Origin of the sequence: Paenibacillus sp. 2RAB27, from assembly GCF_052115445.1 — a bacterium.
In the GTDB taxonomy this organism is placed as follows: Bacteria; Bacillota; Bacilli; order Paenibacillales; family NBRC-103111; genus Paenibacillus_E.
This window is the reverse complement of sequence record NZ_JBFRGR010000011.1, coordinates 150,669-170,227: the sequence shown is the minus strand read 5'-3', so window position 1 is coordinate 170,227 and position 19,559 is coordinate 150,669. Positions and strand designations below refer to the sequence as shown.

12 protein-coding genes are annotated in these 19,559 nt (G+C 43.2%); 2 read left to right on the top strand and 10 right to left on the bottom strand.

The features are described 5' to 3' along the window. Positions 1 to 3 precede the first annotated feature (3 nt). From AB4114_RS17450 to AB4114_RS17435, 4 genes are read right to left on the bottom strand one after another with little or no spacing between them, the layout of a single operon-like run. Complete coding sequence (locus tag AB4114_RS17450) at positions 4 to 846, bottom strand: amidohydrolase family protein (protein ID WP_441989597.1); 843 nt, start codon at positions 844 to 846, stop codon at positions 4 to 6. Further along, entirely contained in the window at positions 843 to 2,774 is a 1,932-nt protein-coding gene (locus AB4114_RS17445) for a hypothetical protein (RefSeq protein WP_441989596.1), read from the bottom strand. The genes AB4114_RS17450 and AB4114_RS17445 overlap by 4 nt, the downstream gene beginning before the upstream one ends. 12 nt (positions 2,775 to 2,786) lie before the next feature. Beyond that, positions 2,787 to 3,899 (bottom strand): glycoside hydrolase family 88 protein, encoded by a 1,113-nt coding sequence (locus AB4114_RS17440; protein ID WP_441989595.1) that lies wholly within the window; start codon positions 3,897 to 3,899, stop codon positions 2,787 to 2,789. 16 nt (positions 3,900 to 3,915) lie between these two features. Continuing rightward, positions 3,916 to 4,821: an aldo/keto reductase gene (locus AB4114_RS17435; RefSeq protein WP_441989594.1), complete on the bottom strand. Its 906-nt coding sequence runs from the start codon at positions 4,819 to 4,821 to the stop codon at positions 3,916 to 3,918. Between the two features lie 338 nt (positions 4,822 to 5,159). On the opposite strand from AB4114_RS17435, the gene AB4114_RS17430 reads away from it, so the two are divergent. After that, positions 5,160 to 6,023, top strand: coding sequence for a helix-turn-helix domain-containing protein (locus AB4114_RS17430; RefSeq protein WP_441989593.1), 864 nt, complete (start codon positions 5,160 to 5,162; stop codon positions 6,021 to 6,023). 12 nt (positions 6,024 to 6,035) lie between these two features. Here the strand turns inward: AB4114_RS17430 and AB4114_RS17425 are convergent, their stop codons facing one another. The 6 genes from AB4114_RS17425 to AB4114_RS17400 form a co-directional block, all read right to left on the bottom strand. Continuing rightward, the gene (locus AB4114_RS17425; protein WP_441989592.1) at positions 6,036 to 7,316 is read right to left on the bottom strand and encodes a Gfo/Idh/MocA family protein; all 1,281 of its coding nucleotides are present in this window, start codon (positions 7,314 to 7,316) and stop codon (positions 6,036 to 6,038) included. A 146-nt stretch (positions 7,317 to 7,462) separates the two neighbouring features. Continuing rightward, positions 7,463 to 11,560: an OmpL47-type beta-barrel domain-containing protein gene (locus AB4114_RS17420; protein ID WP_441989591.1), complete on the bottom strand. Its 4,098-nt coding sequence runs from the start codon at positions 11,558 to 11,560 to the stop codon at positions 7,463 to 7,465. Positions 11,561 to 11,760: 200 nt separating this feature from the next. Then, on the bottom strand, positions 11,761 to 13,332 hold the full coding sequence (locus AB4114_RS17415) for an ABC transporter substrate-binding protein (RefSeq protein ID WP_441989590.1): 1,572 nt from the start codon (positions 13,330 to 13,332) through the stop codon (positions 11,761 to 11,763). Between the two features lie 63 nt (positions 13,333 to 13,395). After that, positions 13,396 to 14,271, bottom strand: a complete 876-nt coding sequence (locus AB4114_RS17410; protein WP_441989589.1) for a carbohydrate ABC transporter permease — start codon at positions 14,269 to 14,271, stop codon at positions 13,396 to 13,398. A gap of 12 nt (positions 14,272 to 14,283) precedes the next feature. Further along, complete coding sequence (locus tag AB4114_RS17405) at positions 14,284 to 15,225, bottom strand: ABC transporter permease (protein WP_441989626.1); 942 nt, start codon at positions 15,223 to 15,225, stop codon at positions 14,284 to 14,286. 247 nt (positions 15,226 to 15,472) lie between these two features. Further along, a complete protein-coding gene (locus AB4114_RS17400) occupies positions 15,473 to 17,050 on the bottom strand; it encodes an ABC transporter substrate-binding protein (protein WP_441989588.1) in 1,578 nt (525 codons plus the stop codon). Between the two features lie 165 nt (positions 17,051 to 17,215). Here AB4114_RS17400 and AB4114_RS17395 point away from each other — a divergent pair, with 165 nt between their 5' ends. Further along, positions 17,216 to 19,555, top strand: a complete 2,340-nt coding sequence (locus tag AB4114_RS17395; protein WP_441989587.1) for a helix-turn-helix domain-containing protein — start codon at positions 17,216 to 17,218, stop codon at positions 19,553 to 19,555. Positions 19,556 to 19,559: the final 4 nt, after the last annotated feature.

Here is a 19,559-nt window from a genome sequence, read left to right as displayed (position 1 = left end):
CCCCTACATGCCCAAATAGAAAGCCTTCGCATTGTGCATTCGCACATTCGCACGCTCTTGGTCGCTCCAATGATCCGGCAGCAGCTGTTCGAATAATTGAACAACCTCTTCATACGTACCTGCCATTAAAGCAACCGGCCAGTCACTGCCAAACAGGATACGATTTGGACCGAATTGCTCTGCCGTGTGATGTATATACGGCGCTAAGCGCTCTGGATTCATGCCCTCTGCGGGAGTGATCATGCCGGACCATTTACAATATACATGAGGGAACTCGGATAACTTATTGATATAGTCTGACCAGATTTTTATTTCACCACTACCAATAGGGGGACCACCTAAATGATTAATAACGGCTTTTAAGTTTGGTACTTGATTAAGAATTTTCAATACTGCTGGGCATTGTTCAGTACTAATAAGCAGGTCGACTTTAAAGTCATCTACCTCCAACAACTGGAGATTCACTATCATTTGATCTGACACTTGATCTTTGTATGTCTCGAAGATAGCTCGGTCCAACCTGATCCCAACAAATAGCGGGTTGTTACGTAAGCGTTTATAATCGTCAGCAAAAGAATCCGCACATGGATCAAGATAGCCCACTACACCGAGGATCCGCTCATCTTGGCTTGCCAGTTCAAGCAGAAATTCCGTCTCTGCAACTGTCGGCGCTGCCTGAACCGCTATGAATCCATGTAATTCGTCCGCATGCTTAGCCCCAACAGCGTCAGCTAGATCGGATGGCATGTAATTCTGGTACAGAATTGGATTACTAGGCTTCAGCCAGTGATAATCGCCACGCTCCAACTGCCAGAAATGGACATGCGTATCGAGGTAAATTATCATACAATTCGACCTCTGATCATCTTCCCTGTCATATCGTCCAATTCTGAACTCCATGGCGTCTCATAGGTAGGCTGATTCACGTATCGTTTCATGTGCAGCTTGAGTTGAATGCCMGCACCTGGAGCTAAGCTTACAGGCAACCACTTGCCATCTACGGCACCTTCGCCAACTTTATCGCCGCTCTGATTATAGCTTTCCATGTACGTAAATTGATGTTCACCAAAACTGCCCGCTTGTACAACTACTTCATGTTCTTTAAATGAAGATAAGTTCACCAGTGTTAGTGTGACAAACTCGTCGCCTAACGCTTCAACCAATGCACCGATATCCTCTGGAAGACCGCAACGCTTACGTTTGGCATCGAAGTAACGTACACGAGCATGCTGCAAACCACCGTGGGAGATGTGCATGGGAGCGCCAAGCATCATTTGAAGCAACCCTTCAAAGTAAACCGGCGAATATTCCTGCCATTGATGAATGCTGTACGGATGATCCCAGTCCCAGCTAGTTGGATCGCCCTCGGGTGAGCGCAGCTTTTCTAACTGTATGGTGATCAACTCTAGATTTTGCTTCAATATTTGCTCCGGATAATCTGGGAATTGCCCTCTCATATATAAATACCAAGGCRCTGTGTTCGCAATATAATGTTTCGTTTCCTTACGCGTTACTGGATTTCTTCCCGAGATGGTAGGCATGTCAATGTTGCGGAAATGATCCTCGTATGGAATTCGGTCTACACGTGCTGCATCTTCCTCCGCCATCGAAATCGTCCATAAGTAAATAGGATACGTCGGAACTTGAATTCGATAGTCCGTCCAACCAGCATCAAAATGTTTATTCGGCACATGCCATTTCCCATTGATTTCTTTCCCTAATTCCCAATTTAGATCCAATTGCGAACGTGCCAAATCTAACTTACTACGATCACCTGAAAGAAGTACGGCATTCATGCCCGCATTTGTCAGTGGCTCGATAATAGACATAAATCCGTGCGGCCAGCGGTATCCATAGTATCCGCCCCACCATTTGCCATCATTGTACTCACCGATCGTATCGCTTAATCCAACGTTATCCGGAATCAGCCCACCGTTACGCTTCGTGCGTTCTTCCCAAGCTGCCAAATAATCCAACACCCACTGGCGATAAGATTCATCACCTGTATACATAAAGGCATTGGTCATGAGTCCAGTCGAGTTCAAATTAAGCGGGACATCGCCTTTCGCTTTACGCTCATTCATTCGGCTTATAATCTCGCGATAGATGTCATCGTCGGACCACTTGCACTTTCCGCTTGCGAAGTCCACTCCGGGAATATCCTCGAATGGAGCTAAGTAATCGTCGAGTACACCGCGGTGCGTGACCCAGTCTTCTTCCGTCATTTCAAACCGTGGTCCCTTGCTACCTGTAATTGGCGAACGCATCAGCTTCCGCTCCGCATCAAAGTTAGGGACTTCAGGGTCTCTACCCATATAGAGCTCAGCAAACTTCACCGCTCTCTGACGATTCTTCAGTAGAAGTGGATCGGATAACCCAAGGAAATAAAAATATAAATAGCCTTCGCCATGATGCATCCAATCATAATAAGCGTCGAATTCATTATGAATTTGACCATATTCCGTCCATTGCCACGTAATGGCATCCCACATAAGACGGGATAATCGCAGAATTTCTTCATTGCCGCCGAGCGTGTACAACAAAGATAAATTCATAAACGCTTCATAGGGGTCATCGGATCCATCCATCCCTGGCCAGTCTTCTCGCCAAACAATGGTGCCATCCTCCCGCGTATAGCGTCGGACATATTCAACTGCTGCCTCATTTAAGGTATCGATTAATTTCCGTTCCATTAGTGCCCAAGTTGGCGGACTCCACGCATCGGCTGCATGGATTGTACTCGTCGTGGCATTGGAGCTATTCTTCTGTGACATGGATCTTTCCTCCTACCAAAATGTATCGTGTACGCCGCGCAGCTTGCAGACCGCTTCTGCAAAGAAGTAATCGCCGTAGATCATCGGAACGTTAACGTGTGTTTTCTTAGGGCGATTGGCTGTGCCCATGCGAAGAATAGCTTCCTCGCTCGGGTCATCCCAAGTTGTGTATCTCTCGTTTAATTTGAAAATCAATTTCTCAGCCGAGCAGCGATAGAACTCCGACTCACGCTCAGGAACCAACAGACTCAACTCCAACATCCCACTGGCTGCACAAGCTGTGGCACTAGAGTCCATCGCCATATCTTCTTCCCAAGGCGCTCGGAAATCCCATGGCGGCAACCCATCCTCGGGTACATTCGCCAGGAAGAAATGTGCGGCACGTTTAGCTGCATCGATATATCGCTGATCCCCTGTGTAGCGAGCACTCAGCGCCATGCCGTATAGAGACCACGCGGTGCCGCGTGACCATGCCGAATCCGGTGAATAACCCTGCCCACCAAGCGCTTCTTGTCTTTCCMCCGTTTCGGGATCGAAACACACAATATGGTGAGTAGACCCGTCTGGACGAAGAAATTCACGCAAAGTCGTGTCCGCATGAAGAACAGCGACATGCCGAAACCGCGGATCCCCCGTCACTTCACTTGCCCAATAGAGCAGCGGCAGGTTCATCATGCAGTCAATTATCGCCCAACCCGTACGCTCCGGTTGATTCCAAGCGCGAATGAACTGTCCCTTCGCGTTGTAACGTCCGACCAGATGACTGGCTGCCGTTAATGCGCGTCGCTTCGACGTTTCACTGCCAAGCAACTTGTACTTTGCCACGGAGGATAAGCTCCACATAAATCCTACATCATGGTGCAGCGGATAAAAGTCAGCAAGCACAGGGTCCATTAAGGTTTCAATCTGGTCTGCTGTATCTTTGAGTTGATCTTCCTTCGACTCACGATAAACTAACCAGAGTAAACCTGGCCAGAACCCGTTCGTCCACCAATCCGCATCTTCACTGTTATACTTGCCATCGTAGGATATATATGGGAAATCAGCGCCGATTGAAACGTTCATATGCTCTACTTTACCTATAATTCTATGCCATAACTCGTCTATCCATGGTGCATTCGTCATCTGAAATTAACCCCTTTTACCAAGATAATGGCTGACCTGGAAATAAAGCGAGCAGCCGATCCAATTCATGTTGCGGCAAACCAACCCCATCACAATAGCTGGCATTGAGTACAAGCGAGCGTATTGAAGTCGTTCCCGTCAAGGTAACCGTAATATCTGGACTAGAAAGGCTGAATCGCATAGCAGGCTCAATAAGCCCTTTGGGTTCCGACTTCCTCAGGAAGTCTAACTGTCTTATGCGGCGCTCCGCTTCTAAAAACATCGGTGCATCTTGCTTGATAAATGGCGCTGGCGACTCAGCAAGAAGCCCCATTCCTAGAACACTTCCGTTAATAACGGATACACCATATTCCTTCGCTGTCGGAAGAAGCTCATCCATAGCCGTATAGTCGATTAGCATATAGCGACTGAACGTTTGAATCGAATCGATATGCCCAGACCGAATAAAAGGAAGTAACAACGACGGATTGAAAGCATTAACCCCAATCGCTCGCACCTTCCCCTGTTCTTTCAGTTTGAGAAAAGCAGGAACGGTTTCATTCATTCCAATCTCTGAGTTCAGTTCCGAAAGCTCATGCATTTGAATGAGATCTACATAATCCGTGCCAAGACGTTTCAGACTTTCTTCCACGGAAAGAATCGTATTCTCATAGGTATAGGGCACTCCGCGCATAACAGCTTTGGTAGCAAGGACGACTTGATCCCTTTTCCCTTTGAGTGCCAACCCAATGCGTCGTTCACTTTCTCCTCTGCCATATAGCGGTGCTGTATCGATGAAGTTGATCCCGAGTTCCAAGGCTCGATCGATCACCTCTGTCACTTGCTCGTCAGTAACAGGTCCGTAATCCCCGCCAAGCGGAGCACCTCCAAGCCCGAGCTTAGAAACTCGAATTCCGGTTTTTCCAAAATTTGTATACTCCATAGATTCACTTCCTTTGTCTCTTTTTTTATATTGCGTTAGAGATTTTTCTACTTTATTTTCTGATATTTTAATACTACGGAACTGTGTAAAGCATGCATAGGGAGTCAATTTAAAGATTAGTATGATAAATTGTTGTACACGGGTACTTTGGGTCACCAAAAACAATTAAAGTAACTTATTTAAACTTTACCAACACGTTGCATGACCTCATTATATAAAATCCGACTCGTTCAAAGTTGTTCTTACTTGCTTGAAATTGTTGTTTTCTTGTCATATTTGAAAGCGGTGTGATACACTAGTTTTATTCGGATCAACCACGTCATCTGGAGGACAAGAACATGCTAAACCTGTTTGAAGATGTGGCATTACAAGAAATCCCCTATCGCTTCAGCTATCGTAAAATGACGTCAGATGTATATCAAGGTTTCTACCATTGTCATCAGGGGATGGAATTACTATATGTACATCAAGGCAGAGGCCAAATTGTTGTAAATCGCAAAGTACACCCGTTAAATTCAGGAACCTTCCTCTATCTTCAGCCATTTCAGCTACATACCATTCAAGTTGACGTACTCCCCGATGCTCCTTTTGAACGTACCATTGTTACAATAGAACCCTCCATATTTGAATATTATTTTACGGCTATTCCTCACTTACATATGTACTTTCAGCATCTCTGGAAAAATGAAATCCAGGAGCAGGTGCTTCAGCATCTTGATCAGTCAAGCTTTCTGAGTCAACTATTTCAGCATTATCAAACCGTTTTCACCAACGATCCGGAGCAAAATCAACATAATTTCGCCTTACTTTTCCTGCAGACTTTTCAATTTCTCTATACAAAAGGATTGGGCAAGTCTTTGGAAAATGACTTACTTCCCCAAAGACAGCTTCGCTATTCTGAAAAGATCATGAATTGGCTGGAGTCGCATTATTCGGAAGAAATTTCACTTGATAGGCTAGCTGAGCATTTGCATATCTCCAAATATTATGTGTCGCGCGTCTTTAAACAAGAAACTGCTTCAAGTTTATCGGACTATGTTCTCGCGAGACGAATTAGACAAGCCTGCTTGTTGTTGCATAGTAGTAACAAAGGAATTGAGCAGATCAGCATAGAGGTGGGCATGCACAATTTCCCTTATTTCTGCCAAGCTTTCAAAAAACTCATTGGCACGACACCCCTGCAATATAGGAAAAAGCGCTGAATCTTTGTCCCCTTAATTATGAATACTTTCTCTCAACTCTTCCAAATAATCGTTCATCCCAATAACCCGACTTTCCAATCGCGACTTCTCGGCGGCAAACGCCGTCAGATGACTTTGAACAGAGGTCCGTGCGCCAGTAAGTCCGGCTTCCTCTCCATCTCGGCTCACGAGTCGAATGAAATCTCGCATGATGCCGTGATCGCCACCACCATGCCCTTCCAACGGAGCGTTTATCTCAATTGCTTCAGTCACACCTGTAATAAAATTGCTTACTTCGATGACGTTTTTCTCCATATCGGCTCTGATCTGACCTCGTGTTCCCATCAGTTTCATCGATCTGCCTCCTTCTTTGGTGAAGGCACACATCGTAAAAGCGACGGTAACCTCGTTCGCGAACTCCAAATTAACGACCTGATGATCGACCACATTGTTATCACAATGATAGACGCATCTGCCATATGGCCCATTTTTCAAAGCTTGAAGGACACCTTCTTTACTGTCATCGTTACTGACAACTTTTCGCAGCACAGAACCAACCCAGTCCTCTCTTTCCAAGTACATTTTAGGCGCATAATAAGGACATTCGTTCTGAACGGGGCAACCATCCAAACAGTACAAGGGTGCTCCTTCCGGGGCACTTTCTGAGCGAAAATGCGTTAACGCGCCAAAAGACGACACCTTCGTACACGCGGCATCCGCTAACCACAGTAAAATATCCATGTCATGACAGCTCTTCGCTAAAATCATGGGACTGGAAGTTTCGGAGTTTCGCCAGTTTCCTCTTACAAAACTGTGTGCTTGATGTCGGTGCTCCACATTTTCCGTATGCTGGATAGAAATGAGTCTGCCGATCGCTCCCTCTACGAGCAATTGCTTAAGCTTTTTATAGAACTCGGTATACCTAAGCACATGGCAAATGGAGAACACTCGTTTATACTTTATGGCGTATTCCCCCATTTGAACACATTCCGTCGGGCTTGGTGACATCGGCTTTTCGAGTAGAACATGATACCCTTTCTCCAATGCCCGTATAGCCGGCTCAAAATGCATTTGGTCTTGCGTGCAAATTAATACTGCATCAGCGAGTTTCGGCGCTTCAAGCAGCAGCTCCCAGCTTTCGAATACATAGGCATCATCAATATTGTGAGCCTGCTGGAACCGCGTTCTTCTTACGAGGTCATTCTCTGCGACTGCTACAAAATTCACTTCCTCTGGGTAGTCGAGAGCATAGGAAGCGTAGGCATCGGCGCCTCTTTGTCCCGCTCCAATTAATACCGCTGTCATCGTTGCCATGTTAATATTCTCTCCTTTGAATGAAAAGTCGACTTTAATGTCCTGATCATAGTTCTTGTTTAAAAGAGCGGCCATAAAAAGCATGTATGCTCTTCATGGCCGCTCACCTCATTAACTTATGATTTGGACCAAGCTTTAACTACCTCTTAATTTTTGCCTGATTGATCATGCGGCACTGTGACGGTTACGGAAGTAACCGTTTTGTTGCCCGCTTTGTCAGTTGCCGTGTACGTGATGGTATAGATGCGCGACTTCTCCGCCCGCAAACTAAAGGAAGTAGCGGCAGTACCGAAATTGGCCTGAATGTCGCTAGAGTCACTATTCGGTTGATTGCTCGTGATGGACGTTAACACCACGGATTCAACACCCGAGGTAGCATCGCTAGCATTCAGTGTGGCATTGATCGTAACCATTTTATGATTTGCCGGCCAAATGGACGTTTTATCTAGGTGGACGTTAATCACTGGAGTTGTACGATCAGTCTTAACGCTAATGGATTTGACACCTTCTACATTCCCCGCTTTATCCATCGAGCGATATTGCACTTCATAAATTCCATTACCAAGTACAATCGGCGAAGCATATGGAACGAAGCCGTTTGTCGATTGCGTGCCGTAAGTACTTTGCACAACAGTCAGCGCATATTCAGTTAAAGCAACGCCAGAATTTTCATCCGATGCCTGAAGTGAAACGGCTACATCCGACGTATACCAACCATCTGATCCTGCAATCCCTGTTACTGTTGCAGCGGTAACGGGTGGAGAGGTATCAGCCCTGTTAAATTGTGCCGTTATTGTAACGTCCTGCGACGGCATTTGGAAAGTGTAAGTACCGTCACCGTTTGCCGTCACTGGATATACGGCATTATCCGCGCCTGTAACTTTCAAAGTGTTTTCGTCAAACTGATAACCTGAATATGCCTGTGTGTAAATAGTCACAGTATCGCTGCTGTGCGCCCTTGAGTAGTTAAGACTTGTATTGGTGGCGATATCACCATTTGAAGATTGCACAACATTAATATTGTTTGTTACATACAGTGTTATAGGATTTCCAATAGGAGTGAAGCTAGTGTTTTTGGAAACCTGTTGCAAAGTCCATTGCTGATTCGGAACAACCTCAGTCAGTTTCCAAATCATGCCATTAGACCAAGATTTCCTCATATTATCCTGCACCGCAGACGTAAAATTGCCGCCAACAACAAACGCACCATGGTTGATCGCATTGTTCCACAGCTTGATTTCTTTTGCCATGTAAGTCAACGATTTAAATGTGTTTGCATTAACATACCAACCAGTTCCAGCATTCCAACCGGCCTTCATAGCAAGGTTCATCAGTAGGTTAGGCTCGTTGCCAGCTCCATGACCACCGCTAGTGTATGTCCAGCCAAGCATTTCTGGGAAAAAGTTTTGACCATAAAATTCCAAATAATTGGCAATTTGATTGACATTTGTATTGGATTCTCCCCAACTGATTCTGGACGCCACATCMCATAAATTTGAGCCCATATCACTATGCTCTGTAATAAATCCGTCTTTGTTGCCGGCTGCATGTATACGATTATAAACTGCGATAGGAAATTCGCCGAATTGAAGTGGACCGTAAGTTGTCATTTTGGTTGCCTCTAAGGCATCATAAGACATGGCATGGACACCTACATTATTAAATATGTTTGCCATACGACTCGTCATCTGCGTATTCAATTCCATATCTGCAATATATCTGTCGTAATAGAAATAAAGCAGCTTAGCATCATCTCCAATATCATGGCTACTTACCGTAGTAGCTTGATAACCGCGCACAACGCCTGTTAATTGCCATTCGTTGTTGCTTACTTGTGTGCAACTGCCAAACGCAATCATTTCATTGTCGATAAGAACGCTGTTTGAACCTGCTGCGCTGACAGCAGCCGGTGAGAATTCCTTGCCGTTATTGATATATACGATAGTGTCAGTACTCGACATTGGTCTTGTCAGTTGTGCAATACCCGCGCTTGCGAGACCAGCCTTAGCAAGGGGTCTGATATATGTCGCGTCACTCGGGGAAATCTCGTTCGACAAAGTATGAACGCCCACCTTAATGCCGTAGCTTGCAGCGGTGTCTACCATCTGTTTTGCCGCTGCATCGGAACCGCCGAAGTTGCCGTTAAACTGGAACCCGCCGTCTGTAACCCATGGACCTGAAGCGCCGTATTGCCCATAGATGTAATTAATACCTGCGTCGAGGGCCATTTGGGAGTCATTGACAATGTTATTAGACATATTGTCGGTAAATACTAGGAAATCCTGCGCTGTTTCCAGAGATGTCTTTTGCCACTTACCGTTAATCGTCGGGTGTGGCAAACCTTCATTGACCTCTATATTGGATAAAACGTTTAAAATATTAGGAGTTCTTGTTCCGAACAAGGCAATAGAGGAGCCTATCATGCTCGCATCGCCTGCGTAATCACCCGTCAGTGCGGGAATAGTGCGTGAAGGTGAATCAGCATTCCATGCCTGAACCTTACGCTCGGTTGGCTTCGTATAATCCCATGTGTAGGACTGCAAAGCACTGCCCCATGTGCTGAAAGATGCCGAAACATTGTTGAAACCTCTGGTATTGAGGGGATGTGCGAATCCGTTAACGTTCGGAAGATTCGATGGGTAGCTTAAATTGTTATATTCAACCGGCCAACCACCGATGGTCTTGCTATTCAAGTCATGAATACCGATGCCGAAGTTGTTGTTGTATGCAACACCTGCAACCTGACCGCCTGACGTTATACCGGTCTTAATAGGACCCCATAATACGGCCTGAGCCGACCATCCCAGCGGTAATGTTAAATCTGTCAGCGTAAATTTGGTATAGCCGCCATTTGTATCCATATGTACGGTTGCCTTTCCCTTTACAGAGGCAAAATCCAAGGTTAAGATCCCGTTTTCTTTAGCATAATGTACCGCTGTTGGATATTGAGGAGCATAGTTAACAATCAGGGACATAAGATACGACGCCTTGCTGTCCGAACCGGTTGTAACATAGTCGGTACCGTCAAGCGTGTTGATTAGTTTAGTAACCTGACCTGCGCTGTTAAGCACGATATTCAACAATCCTGCTGGAATTACATAAGCATCCGCTGTAGGCACAGGTACCCATATCGCTTCCATCGTTGCATTATTTGTAATCGGAGTAGCAAAATCATAGGGCACGCCGTTAAGTTCCCATCCTGCCAAAATCATACCCTCTTTTGTCAGACCTCCGGGAGGGGTCACCGTACTTCCTTTCGTGACATTTACAGTAATGGGTCCCGCACTCTCGCTGTAAGAAAATGTAACGGTGTATACCGGAACGGTTTTCCAATTCGCCACAAGCTTCATTTCACCTATTACAGGCTGAGAAAAATCCCACACCGTTCCACCCGCAGTATCCACTGTCCATCGATCAAAAACCTGACCCCCTAATGGGGAAACAGGGTCGTTGGGCTTTGTTAATACGGTGCCGTTGCTTACTTTTACAGTAGTTGAAGGATTAACACCGTCATTATAGTCATAGGTGACAGTATTCATATAGTAAGCCTGCAGCTGAACCATCTGCGGAAGATTATTGTTGGAGATTGTGCCGGTTTCACCGCCAGCCCACCATCTGATGTAACGTGCAGTTGTCGGCGCAAAGTTAATCTGATGACCGCCAGCATTCGTATCCTCCTGATATTCTGCGTCATTTCCTGCTGGAACACCTGTGATGGTACCATTTACAAGAGTGCCGTTTGCAAATGTCTGGTTTGAGTCACTTGGATCCTGATGAGCGACATCGTTGACATCCTGATTGAATACGTTGACCCAGTTGATGCCGTCTTCCGAAAGCTGAACAATTTGGTTATGATATGTTCGTAATCCTACTGCCGGGTGATTAGCGTAATAATTCCAAATTTTAATGACATTCATTGTTTTGGCTGTTCCTAAATCGATACGAAGATATACATCGGAAGTATTGCCGGGAGCGAGAGAGTTATTAGCGCCTGGCGCAACCCATAAATTGGTATTTAAGGTGCCACTTGTTATGTTTTGGAGTGAAAATGGAGCGCCCCCCCACCAAACACCGGCGCTTTGACCAGTTGAATCATGAGTGGATCCTGTTACTGTTGCCTGATAGGCAAGATTTCCCGGAGGGGTACTTGGTGCCGACGCTGCCGCAACATAGGTTGGAAGCGAAACTGTTATGAAATAACATAAGGTTAGAATCATTGATATAAGTTTTAACTTGGTTTGCATAGTCCATAAACACTCCCTATCCTTTAACTTTCGAAGTTTTATTGCTTTTTCCGAAGTTCTTGGGTGATGGTGATGGATTGATAAACCATATAAAAAGCGATGAAACATCGCATGTAAGAGGAACTTTTCATGTATTCACTACAAGTAGGATTTCATGAAAAGTTCCCCAAATACAAACGTTCCGAACTACCTTGCTTCAATTACTTGTTTGTCGCTTTCCAAGCATCCAATTGTTTTTGCTTCTCAGCAATAATTTTGTCGCCGCCTGCACTTTTGAGTTTTTCAAGAAATGTTGGCAAATACTTGCTAGGATCTACCGAGCCGGAAGCAAGCGCGTTGTACAACTCCGCGATGACTGCATCGGTGTTGGCCTTCTCAGCCTTCACTGGCGTAAAGTCAAAGACAAAGCCCAGTGCATTGGAAGGAGTTGCATTTTTATTTAGATCTACCCACATTTGTGTAAACTTCTGATCGTTACCTTTTGGGTCGCCTTCCGATAAATAAGAGAGCGCCATGTTGCCAAATTCCCAAGGAGCAAACATTTGGTAACCGCCTTCTTTGATCGTTTCTATGCGGGTATCAGAAATTTTCTTGTAATGCTTACCCTCAACGCCCCAGACAAGAGTGTTGTAAATTTCTTTGTCCGTGTTTAACAGATTGAGGAACATCATCGCTCTTTCTTTGTTAGGTGAATTGGCGGATATAGCCGTCATTGTCGCTGCAGCTTTGTCGGTCGTAAGCAGCGGTTTCACGAACTGGAAGTCGTAAGATTGTGTATCCGGATTAAAGCCAGACATTCTACCTGTTGCCTCCATGCCTGCTGCTGCAAAGGCTACGGAGTCAATATCGATCTGGCCCAACTGTAAGGCGTTCTTTCCAGCTTTACGGTCTGCTGTGGTATCCTTGAGAGTCGCTGCGTCTTTTCGCAAATATCCTTTGGAGTACCAGTCTCTCATCATCGTGAGATAGTCTTTGAATTCTGGCGTTTCATACTGATTGACTACCTTGCTACCGTCTTTTAAATAAAGATCACCTGGAGTTTTCGAATCTCCTAAACTTTCAAGACCAAACATCGGAGGAGCAGTCGTGAACGCATCGGTAAACTCCCAAGGAATAAGGTTAGGCTCGCTCTTCTTAACTGTTTCCAGGAATGGTGTTAAGTCAGATAACTTGGTTACAGACTTCCAATCCAGTTTGTACTTATCCGCTACTGTTTTCTGTATGGTGTAACCGTACCCAGCGGTTGACTGTTGGAAGACAGGAACACCATAAATTTTCCCTTTCACTTTAACGGCATTCCAGAACATATCTGGAATACCTTTCTTCATGTCAGGGTATTTGGCAATCAAATCATCTAACGGTGCATAAGCCCCATTCGCTACATTTTGAAAGTAATTGTTAAAGCCTGCCGCTGTCCATACGAGATCGTAGGGTTCACCAGAAGCCATGGTAACTTTCATTTTTTCTTCATATGCTCCCCAATCAATAAGTTTCAGTTTAACTGTGGCATTGATTTTGGGCTTGATGAGTTTATTCACGGCATCTTCGACAGTCTGTAAATCCTTCTGAGGTCCATTCGGGAAATAATACGTAAGTTCAACTGGCGCTAATGGAGTTGCTGTTGGTTGGGCTGTTTGAGCCGCAGCCGTACTTGGGGCGGGAGTCGCAGAAGGCGATGGCTCAGCCTTTGGCGTACTACACCCAGCTAGTGCAACAGAGAAACCGATACTCAGCATAACAAGCGAACGTTTCATTTTCATTGATTTGTTCATTGTTTGACCTCCATATTTTGTTTTTATATGCTTAACGGACTGATGCCCAGTGAAGCCGGTGAATCAAGATTTCACAGCGCCTAATGTAAGGCCTTTGACGAAATATTTCTGCAAATAAGGGTAAGCGAGAATAATGGGCCCCACGGATAAAACGCAGGTTGCCATCCTAGCCGTCTCGTCCGGTTGTACAGCTGCGGCTTTCTGAGTCAAAGCATTTCCTTGAAGAAATGCGATGTTGTTCATGATAGACTGTAGAAGAAACTGCAGCGTATACAGTTTGCCGTTCTCAATGAATAAAGCTGCAGTAAACCAATCGTTCCAAAAGAAGACGGCTGTGAATAAACCAATCGTTGCGAGAACTGGTGTTGATAAGGGGATAACTAGCTTCATAAAGGTATGAAACTCGCCTGATCCATCAATTCTTGCAGATTCTATAATGGATTCCGGAATGGTGTATGTAAAAAAATTCCTCATGATCAGCACATTGACCGATGAAACCAAATAGGGAACGAAAAGTACAAATATCGTGTCCTTCAGATGAAGGTATTTCGAGAGTAGAATGTACCAAGGTACTAATCCTCCGCTGAACAATAGGCAGAATACGACCATGAAGGATACAATGCTTCTGTACTTCACTTCTTTTCTTGAAAGACTATACGCAAACAAGGACGAAATGATTAGGTGCAGCAGAGTACCGACGAGAGTTACGATGATGGTCACGAGGTAGGCTCTCAAAATAGGAGAATTCCCATTTAAAATGTAGGCATATGCGTTTAAACTAAATTTCAAGGGAATCACATGATAGCCAGACTGAAATATGGACTGCTCGTCGGACAGAGACACGGAAAGTACAATGAGCAAAGGTATCACGCATATCGCGCAATACACCATAAAAATAGCGTTTAGCATAATGTTTGGAAACGTAAGTCGTTTAATCATCTTGTCATCCTCCTAGAACAATGCACTATCACGATCATAAAGTCTTATCAAAAAGTTCGACACAAGGACTAAGACAAACCCAACACAGGCTTGGTACAGTCCAACGGCGGAAGACATTCCGAAATCGCTCATGCTTTTCAGAGATCTGTAAACGTAAGTATCGATGACGTTCGTGGCACTGAACAAAACCCCTGACTCCTTCGGCAGGTTATAAAACAATCCCCAATCGCCAAAAGCGGCGTAAAAAATTTTCCCCGCCTGCAGCAGCAGTAAAGTAATCGTGATCGGGGCCAACATCGGAATCGTTATTTTAATGGCTTGCTGAAATTTGTTGGCGCCATCCATTTTCGCAGCTTCATAGTACTCGGAAGATATCCCAGCAATTCCTGCTGCGAAAATAACCGAGAAGTAGCCAACATTCTTCCAGACATAGCTCGCTGGTAAGATAAACCACCAGTAGAACGGTTCGGAATACCACTGGATAGGTTCGACATTAAATTGTGCCAGTACAGTATTGATAATCCCTTTGTCCATACTTAGGAAAGTGAAAAGCAAATATTCAGCTACAACCCAAGATAAGAGAAATGGAAGCAGTAAAATGCTTTTGTAAGCACTTGCAAGATAACGATTACCTATTTCATTGATGAGAATCGCAATCACAAGCGATAAACCAATACCGAGTATAATGAAGATTAGGTTGTAGGCAATCGTATTGAAGGTGATTTGAAAAATTGCATCGGATTGAAAGAGAAACTTAAAATTCTCAAAACCTACCCAGTTACTCTTAAAGATCCMTTTAATGGGGTTATATTGTTCAAACGCAATGACAACCCCTAACATCGGTAGATAAAACATGACAATGATGTAAATCAGTCCGGGTAGCATCATGAGATAAAAAATTTTGTTTTTAATTAGTTCGCTAATGACGGGTATGACGGGCGCTCGCTTATTCATGGTTGGTTTCGATTCCACAAGCATTCTCCTTTGCGTGACGGCTATGAATTTGATGTCCCCATCATAAATCGAAAATAAACGACCTGAATACGAGAAAAAAATAGTTTAACACCGATTTTTAAATGAATTAGGACTACAAAAAAAGTCAAATCTCTGAAAAATGAATCAAAATGGCAAAAGTTTATGCAAAAAAGAGCATTCACCGAAATACATGGTGAATGCTCTTAGTAAACTTAACCAGTTTATTTTATCCATCATATTTAATCATCGCTTTCCAAGCATCCAATTGATTTTGCTTCTCAGCAATAATTTTATCGGAACCTGCCTTTTTCATCTTATCCAGGAATTGTGGCAAGTACTTCTCAGGATCTACGGAACCGCTCGCGATCGCAAAATAAAGTTCATCGATGACAGCGTCAACATTAGCCTTCTCTGCTTTAACCGGTGTAAAGTCAAATACGAATCCCAGTACATTTGAAGGTGTTGCGTTTTTGTTGAGAGCTACCCACATTTGCGTAAACTTCTGATCGTTTCCTTTGGGATCACCCTCTGTCAAATAGGATAACGACATATTACCGAACTCATAAGGAGCAAACATTTGGTAGCCGCCTTCTTTGATTGTTTCGATGCGGTTTTCAGAAACTTTCTTGTAATGCTTACCTTCAACGCCCCAGACCAGTGTATTGTAAATTTCTTTGTCCGTATTTAACAGATTGAGGAACATCATCGCTCTTTCTTTGTTTGGTGAATTCGCAGAGATAGCCGTCATTGTTGCTGCAGCTTTATCGGTTGTAAGAAGTGGCTTCACAAACTGAAAGTCGTAAGACTGTGTAGCCGTGTTGTAAACAGACATTCTACCTGTAGCATCCATGCCAGCTGAAGCTAAGGCCACGGAGTCAATATCGATCTGACCCAATTGAAGGGCGTTCTTTCCAGCCTTACGATCTGCTGAGGTTTCTTTTAAGATCGCTGCGTCTTTCCGCAAATATCCTTTGGTGTACCAGTCTCTCATCATTCTAATATAGTCTTTAAATTCTTGAGTTTCATACTGATTAACTACCTTGCTACCATCTTTTATGTACAAATCACCTGGCGTCTTTGAATCGCCTAAACTCTCTAGACCAAACATAGGAGGAGCAACCGTGAAAGCATCGCTAAACTCCCAAGGTATAAGATTGGGCTCGTTCTTTTTGACCGTTTCAAGAAAAGGCGTCAGGTCTGATAACTTGGTGACAGACTTCCAATCCAGGTTGTACTTATCCGCTAGAGCTTTCTGTATGACATAGCCGTACCCAGCAGTTGCCTGTTGGAAGACAGGCACTGCATAGATATGCCCTTTTACTTTTACTGCATTCCAGAACATATCTGGAATACCTTTCTTCATATCAGGATAGTTGGCAATCATATCATCCAACGGTGCATAAGCGCCATTTGCCACATTTTTAAAGTAATTGTTAAAGCCCGCCCCTGTCCATACGAGATCATAAGGTTCGCCAGAGGCCATAGTGACTTTCATTTTTTCTTCGTAAACGCCCCAATCAATTAGTTTCAAGCGAACGGTGGCGTTAATTTTTGGCTTGATGAGCTTATTCACGGCATCTTCTACAGACTGCAAATCCTTCTGAGGCCCATTTGGGAAATAATACGTAAGTTCAACTGGCGCTAATTGGTTTGTTGTAAGTTGAGCAGTTTGAGTTTCCGCCGTACTAGGCGCAGGGGGAGAACTCGTTAGTTCAGACTCTTGCGTGCTGCATCCAGTAAGTGCAACAAAAATACCAATACTCAGCAAAACAAACAAACGCTCCATTTTCTTTGATTTGTTCATTGTTGACCTCCACGGGTAGGTATTTCGATAAGAATGGATCTTCGATAACTGATCAAATCTCTAAAAAATGAACGAATATGGGAAAATAAGACTTTTAATTTGAGTTTCTATAGGGGATATAATAAAATTGATTTGCATCGTACTTCCTTCGATAGAGGTGGCAGCATGTACAAAAAATTGTTAATTACTTTTGTTGCGAGTATCACTGCCTTGATTATAATTCTTTCCTCGCTGTTGTACTACAACTACACTTCTTCTTCGATTGAGACCGTAAAAGAGATGAAAGGAAATATCTTATCTAATATCAGCTACAGTTCTGTTTATATGGATAATATTTCAAAAAAGTTTTGCCAATCCTTAATGCTTAACAATTCCATTATGTCTTTCGCATACAGCAAGGAACAGGATATTCTAACTATCAGCGGTGCTATGAAAACATTGAATAATTTAACGATCCCCAACAGCTATATTTACTCTGCCTATATATACAATAAACAAATTGATACCTTCCTCACTACAAACACCTTCTATGATAGCCATGAATTTTTTGATAAAGAAATCGTTGAGATGTTAAAAAGTCCTCAAGTTGCCAAATCGCCAAGTTTATATCCAATTCCAAGAAAAATCCCAGTAACAAATGATTCAAATCTACGCGATAAGAATGTATACACCTATCTTTTGTTTGATACAAATAATAACAAAGGTGACTTCGACAGTGCAATCGTATTGAACGTGGATGCGGACTGGCTAAGACTGACTATTTCATCCTTAGATAACAAAATGGGAAAAGACGGAAATGAAATCTTCATCTTGGATGATAAGGGCGATATCGTAAGCCACTACTCACCAGAAATGTTCAAACAGAATATTTCAGATCAGAGTTATATTCGTGATGTTCTTCAAACAGCAGCACCATCAGGTACCTTCTTTCAACAGCTGCATCATAAAAAATACGTGATTTCCTATGTTTCTTCGGATGAGTTGAAATGGAAATTTATAAGCTTAACGCCTTATGATACCTATTTTTCGAGTGTCAAAAAGAATGGTTTCCTTACACTTGCCTTTTGTCTAATCGTTCTTGTAATGGGACTATTATTCGCCTTTCTGGCATCTAAGAAGCTTTACCATCCTATTGGAACGCTGACGAAAGGGATTAAACAAAAGCTGGGCCAAGATGGCAAACCTGAGAAAAACATCGATGAGGTTAGCTTTCTCTCAACTGCTTTCAATGGCATGCTCAATAAAACCATCCTGTTGGAAAATATGAAACGAAATTCAGCACCCCTTCTTAAAAGTGATTTTCTGAAAAATTTAGTCATGGGCCAGACCTATCTGCCTCTTGAAAAAATATTGACCAAAGAAAGCGAACTTCAAATCGATCTAAATCTTGAGAAYAACCTGTTCTTGTTTATGTTAAAAATTGACTTTTATAAAGATTTCGTCGACCAGCATAATGAAAAAGATCGTTCTTTATATAAAATTGGGATTTCAAATATTGCCAAGGAAATTACCCACGAGTATTACAGAAATGAAGTTATCGAGACTGGATTCGATCATTTCACCATTTTGGCTGACATTGGAGAACTTACGGAGGAATCGGATTCGTACATAGACATCTTCCATGATATCGTGACTAGAATCCAATTCTGTGTCGAGAAATATTTGAACATTTCATTAACTGGAACGCTTGGCTATGTGATTGATTCACCAGATCAAATCAAATATGCATATGAAAAAACGCTTAACTTGTCCATGTATCGTATAATATTAGGCCATTATAGTATTATTACATCAGAGATATTAAATGACTTGGATGACAGTTCTTTCCAGTTTCCCGCCTCTAAAGAAAAACAGCTCATTGATTCCCTGAAGCTAGGGAACAGTGAAGCTGCAAAAGTAGCATATAATGACATTATTAAAGCCATGGAACATTCATCTTACGACACGATCTTAACATCTGTTATCTATTTGTTTTTCTCCATTTACAATTCTCTCAATCGGATCGTCGAAGGCTCACAATCTACATTTAATGCGATCTCGATCGATTTTTTCAACAAGGTAGCAGGCTTTGAAACCTTAGAAGAAATTGAACGTACATTTTTCAATTTATTTGATGATATTATTCTTTTAAAAGATGGTACCAAAGATAAGAAAAAGAATATGATCGTTGACACTGTAATCGATATGATCCACGCTAACTATCCTGATAAAAATCTTACATTAACAAGCTGCGCTGAAGCGTTGTCTATATCCTCCGTATATCTTGGCAAGCTGTTTAAGAATGCAACCGGTAAATCTGTTGCTGAATTCATTACTACAGTTCGCATGGAGAATATCAAGGATTTACTGGGACAAACACAAATGCCCATTAATGAAATTTTGGAAAAATGCGGCATAGAAAAATCAAACTACTTTTATACCAGCTTTAAAAAGTACTTCGGTGTATCACTTACTGAATATAGATTACAAAATGTTAAGGTACGTAGTGAGAAGGAGATTTTATAAGACC

Bases quoted from the DNA above. Each gene is read 5' to 3' on its own strand.
- AB4114_RS17435 (WP_441989594.1), bottom strand. From the start codon at position 4,821: ATGGAGTATACAAATTTTGGAAAAACCGGAATTCGAGTTTCTAAGCTC.
- AB4114_RS17450 (WP_441989597.1), bottom strand. From the start codon at position 846: ATGATAATTTACCTCGATACGCATGTCCATTTCTGGCAGTTGGAGCGT.
- AB4114_RS17415 (WP_441989590.1), bottom strand. From the start codon at position 13,332: ATGAACAAATCAATGAAAATGAAACGTTCGCTTGTTATGCTGAGTATC.
- AB4114_RS17410 (WP_441989589.1), bottom strand. From the start codon at position 14,271: ATGATTAAACGACTTACGTTTCCAAACATTATGCTAAACGCTATTTTT.
- AB4114_RS17400 (WP_441989588.1), bottom strand. From the start codon at position 17,050: ATGAACAAATCAAAGAAAATGGAGCGTTTGTTTGTTTTGCTGAGTATT.
- AB4114_RS17430 (WP_441989593.1), top strand. From the start codon at position 5,160: ATGCTAAACCTGTTTGAAGATGTGGCATTACAAGAAATCCCCTATCGC.
- AB4114_RS17425 (WP_441989592.1), bottom strand. From the start codon at position 7,316: ATGGCAACGATGACAGCGGTATTAATTGGAGCGGGACAAAGAGGCGCC.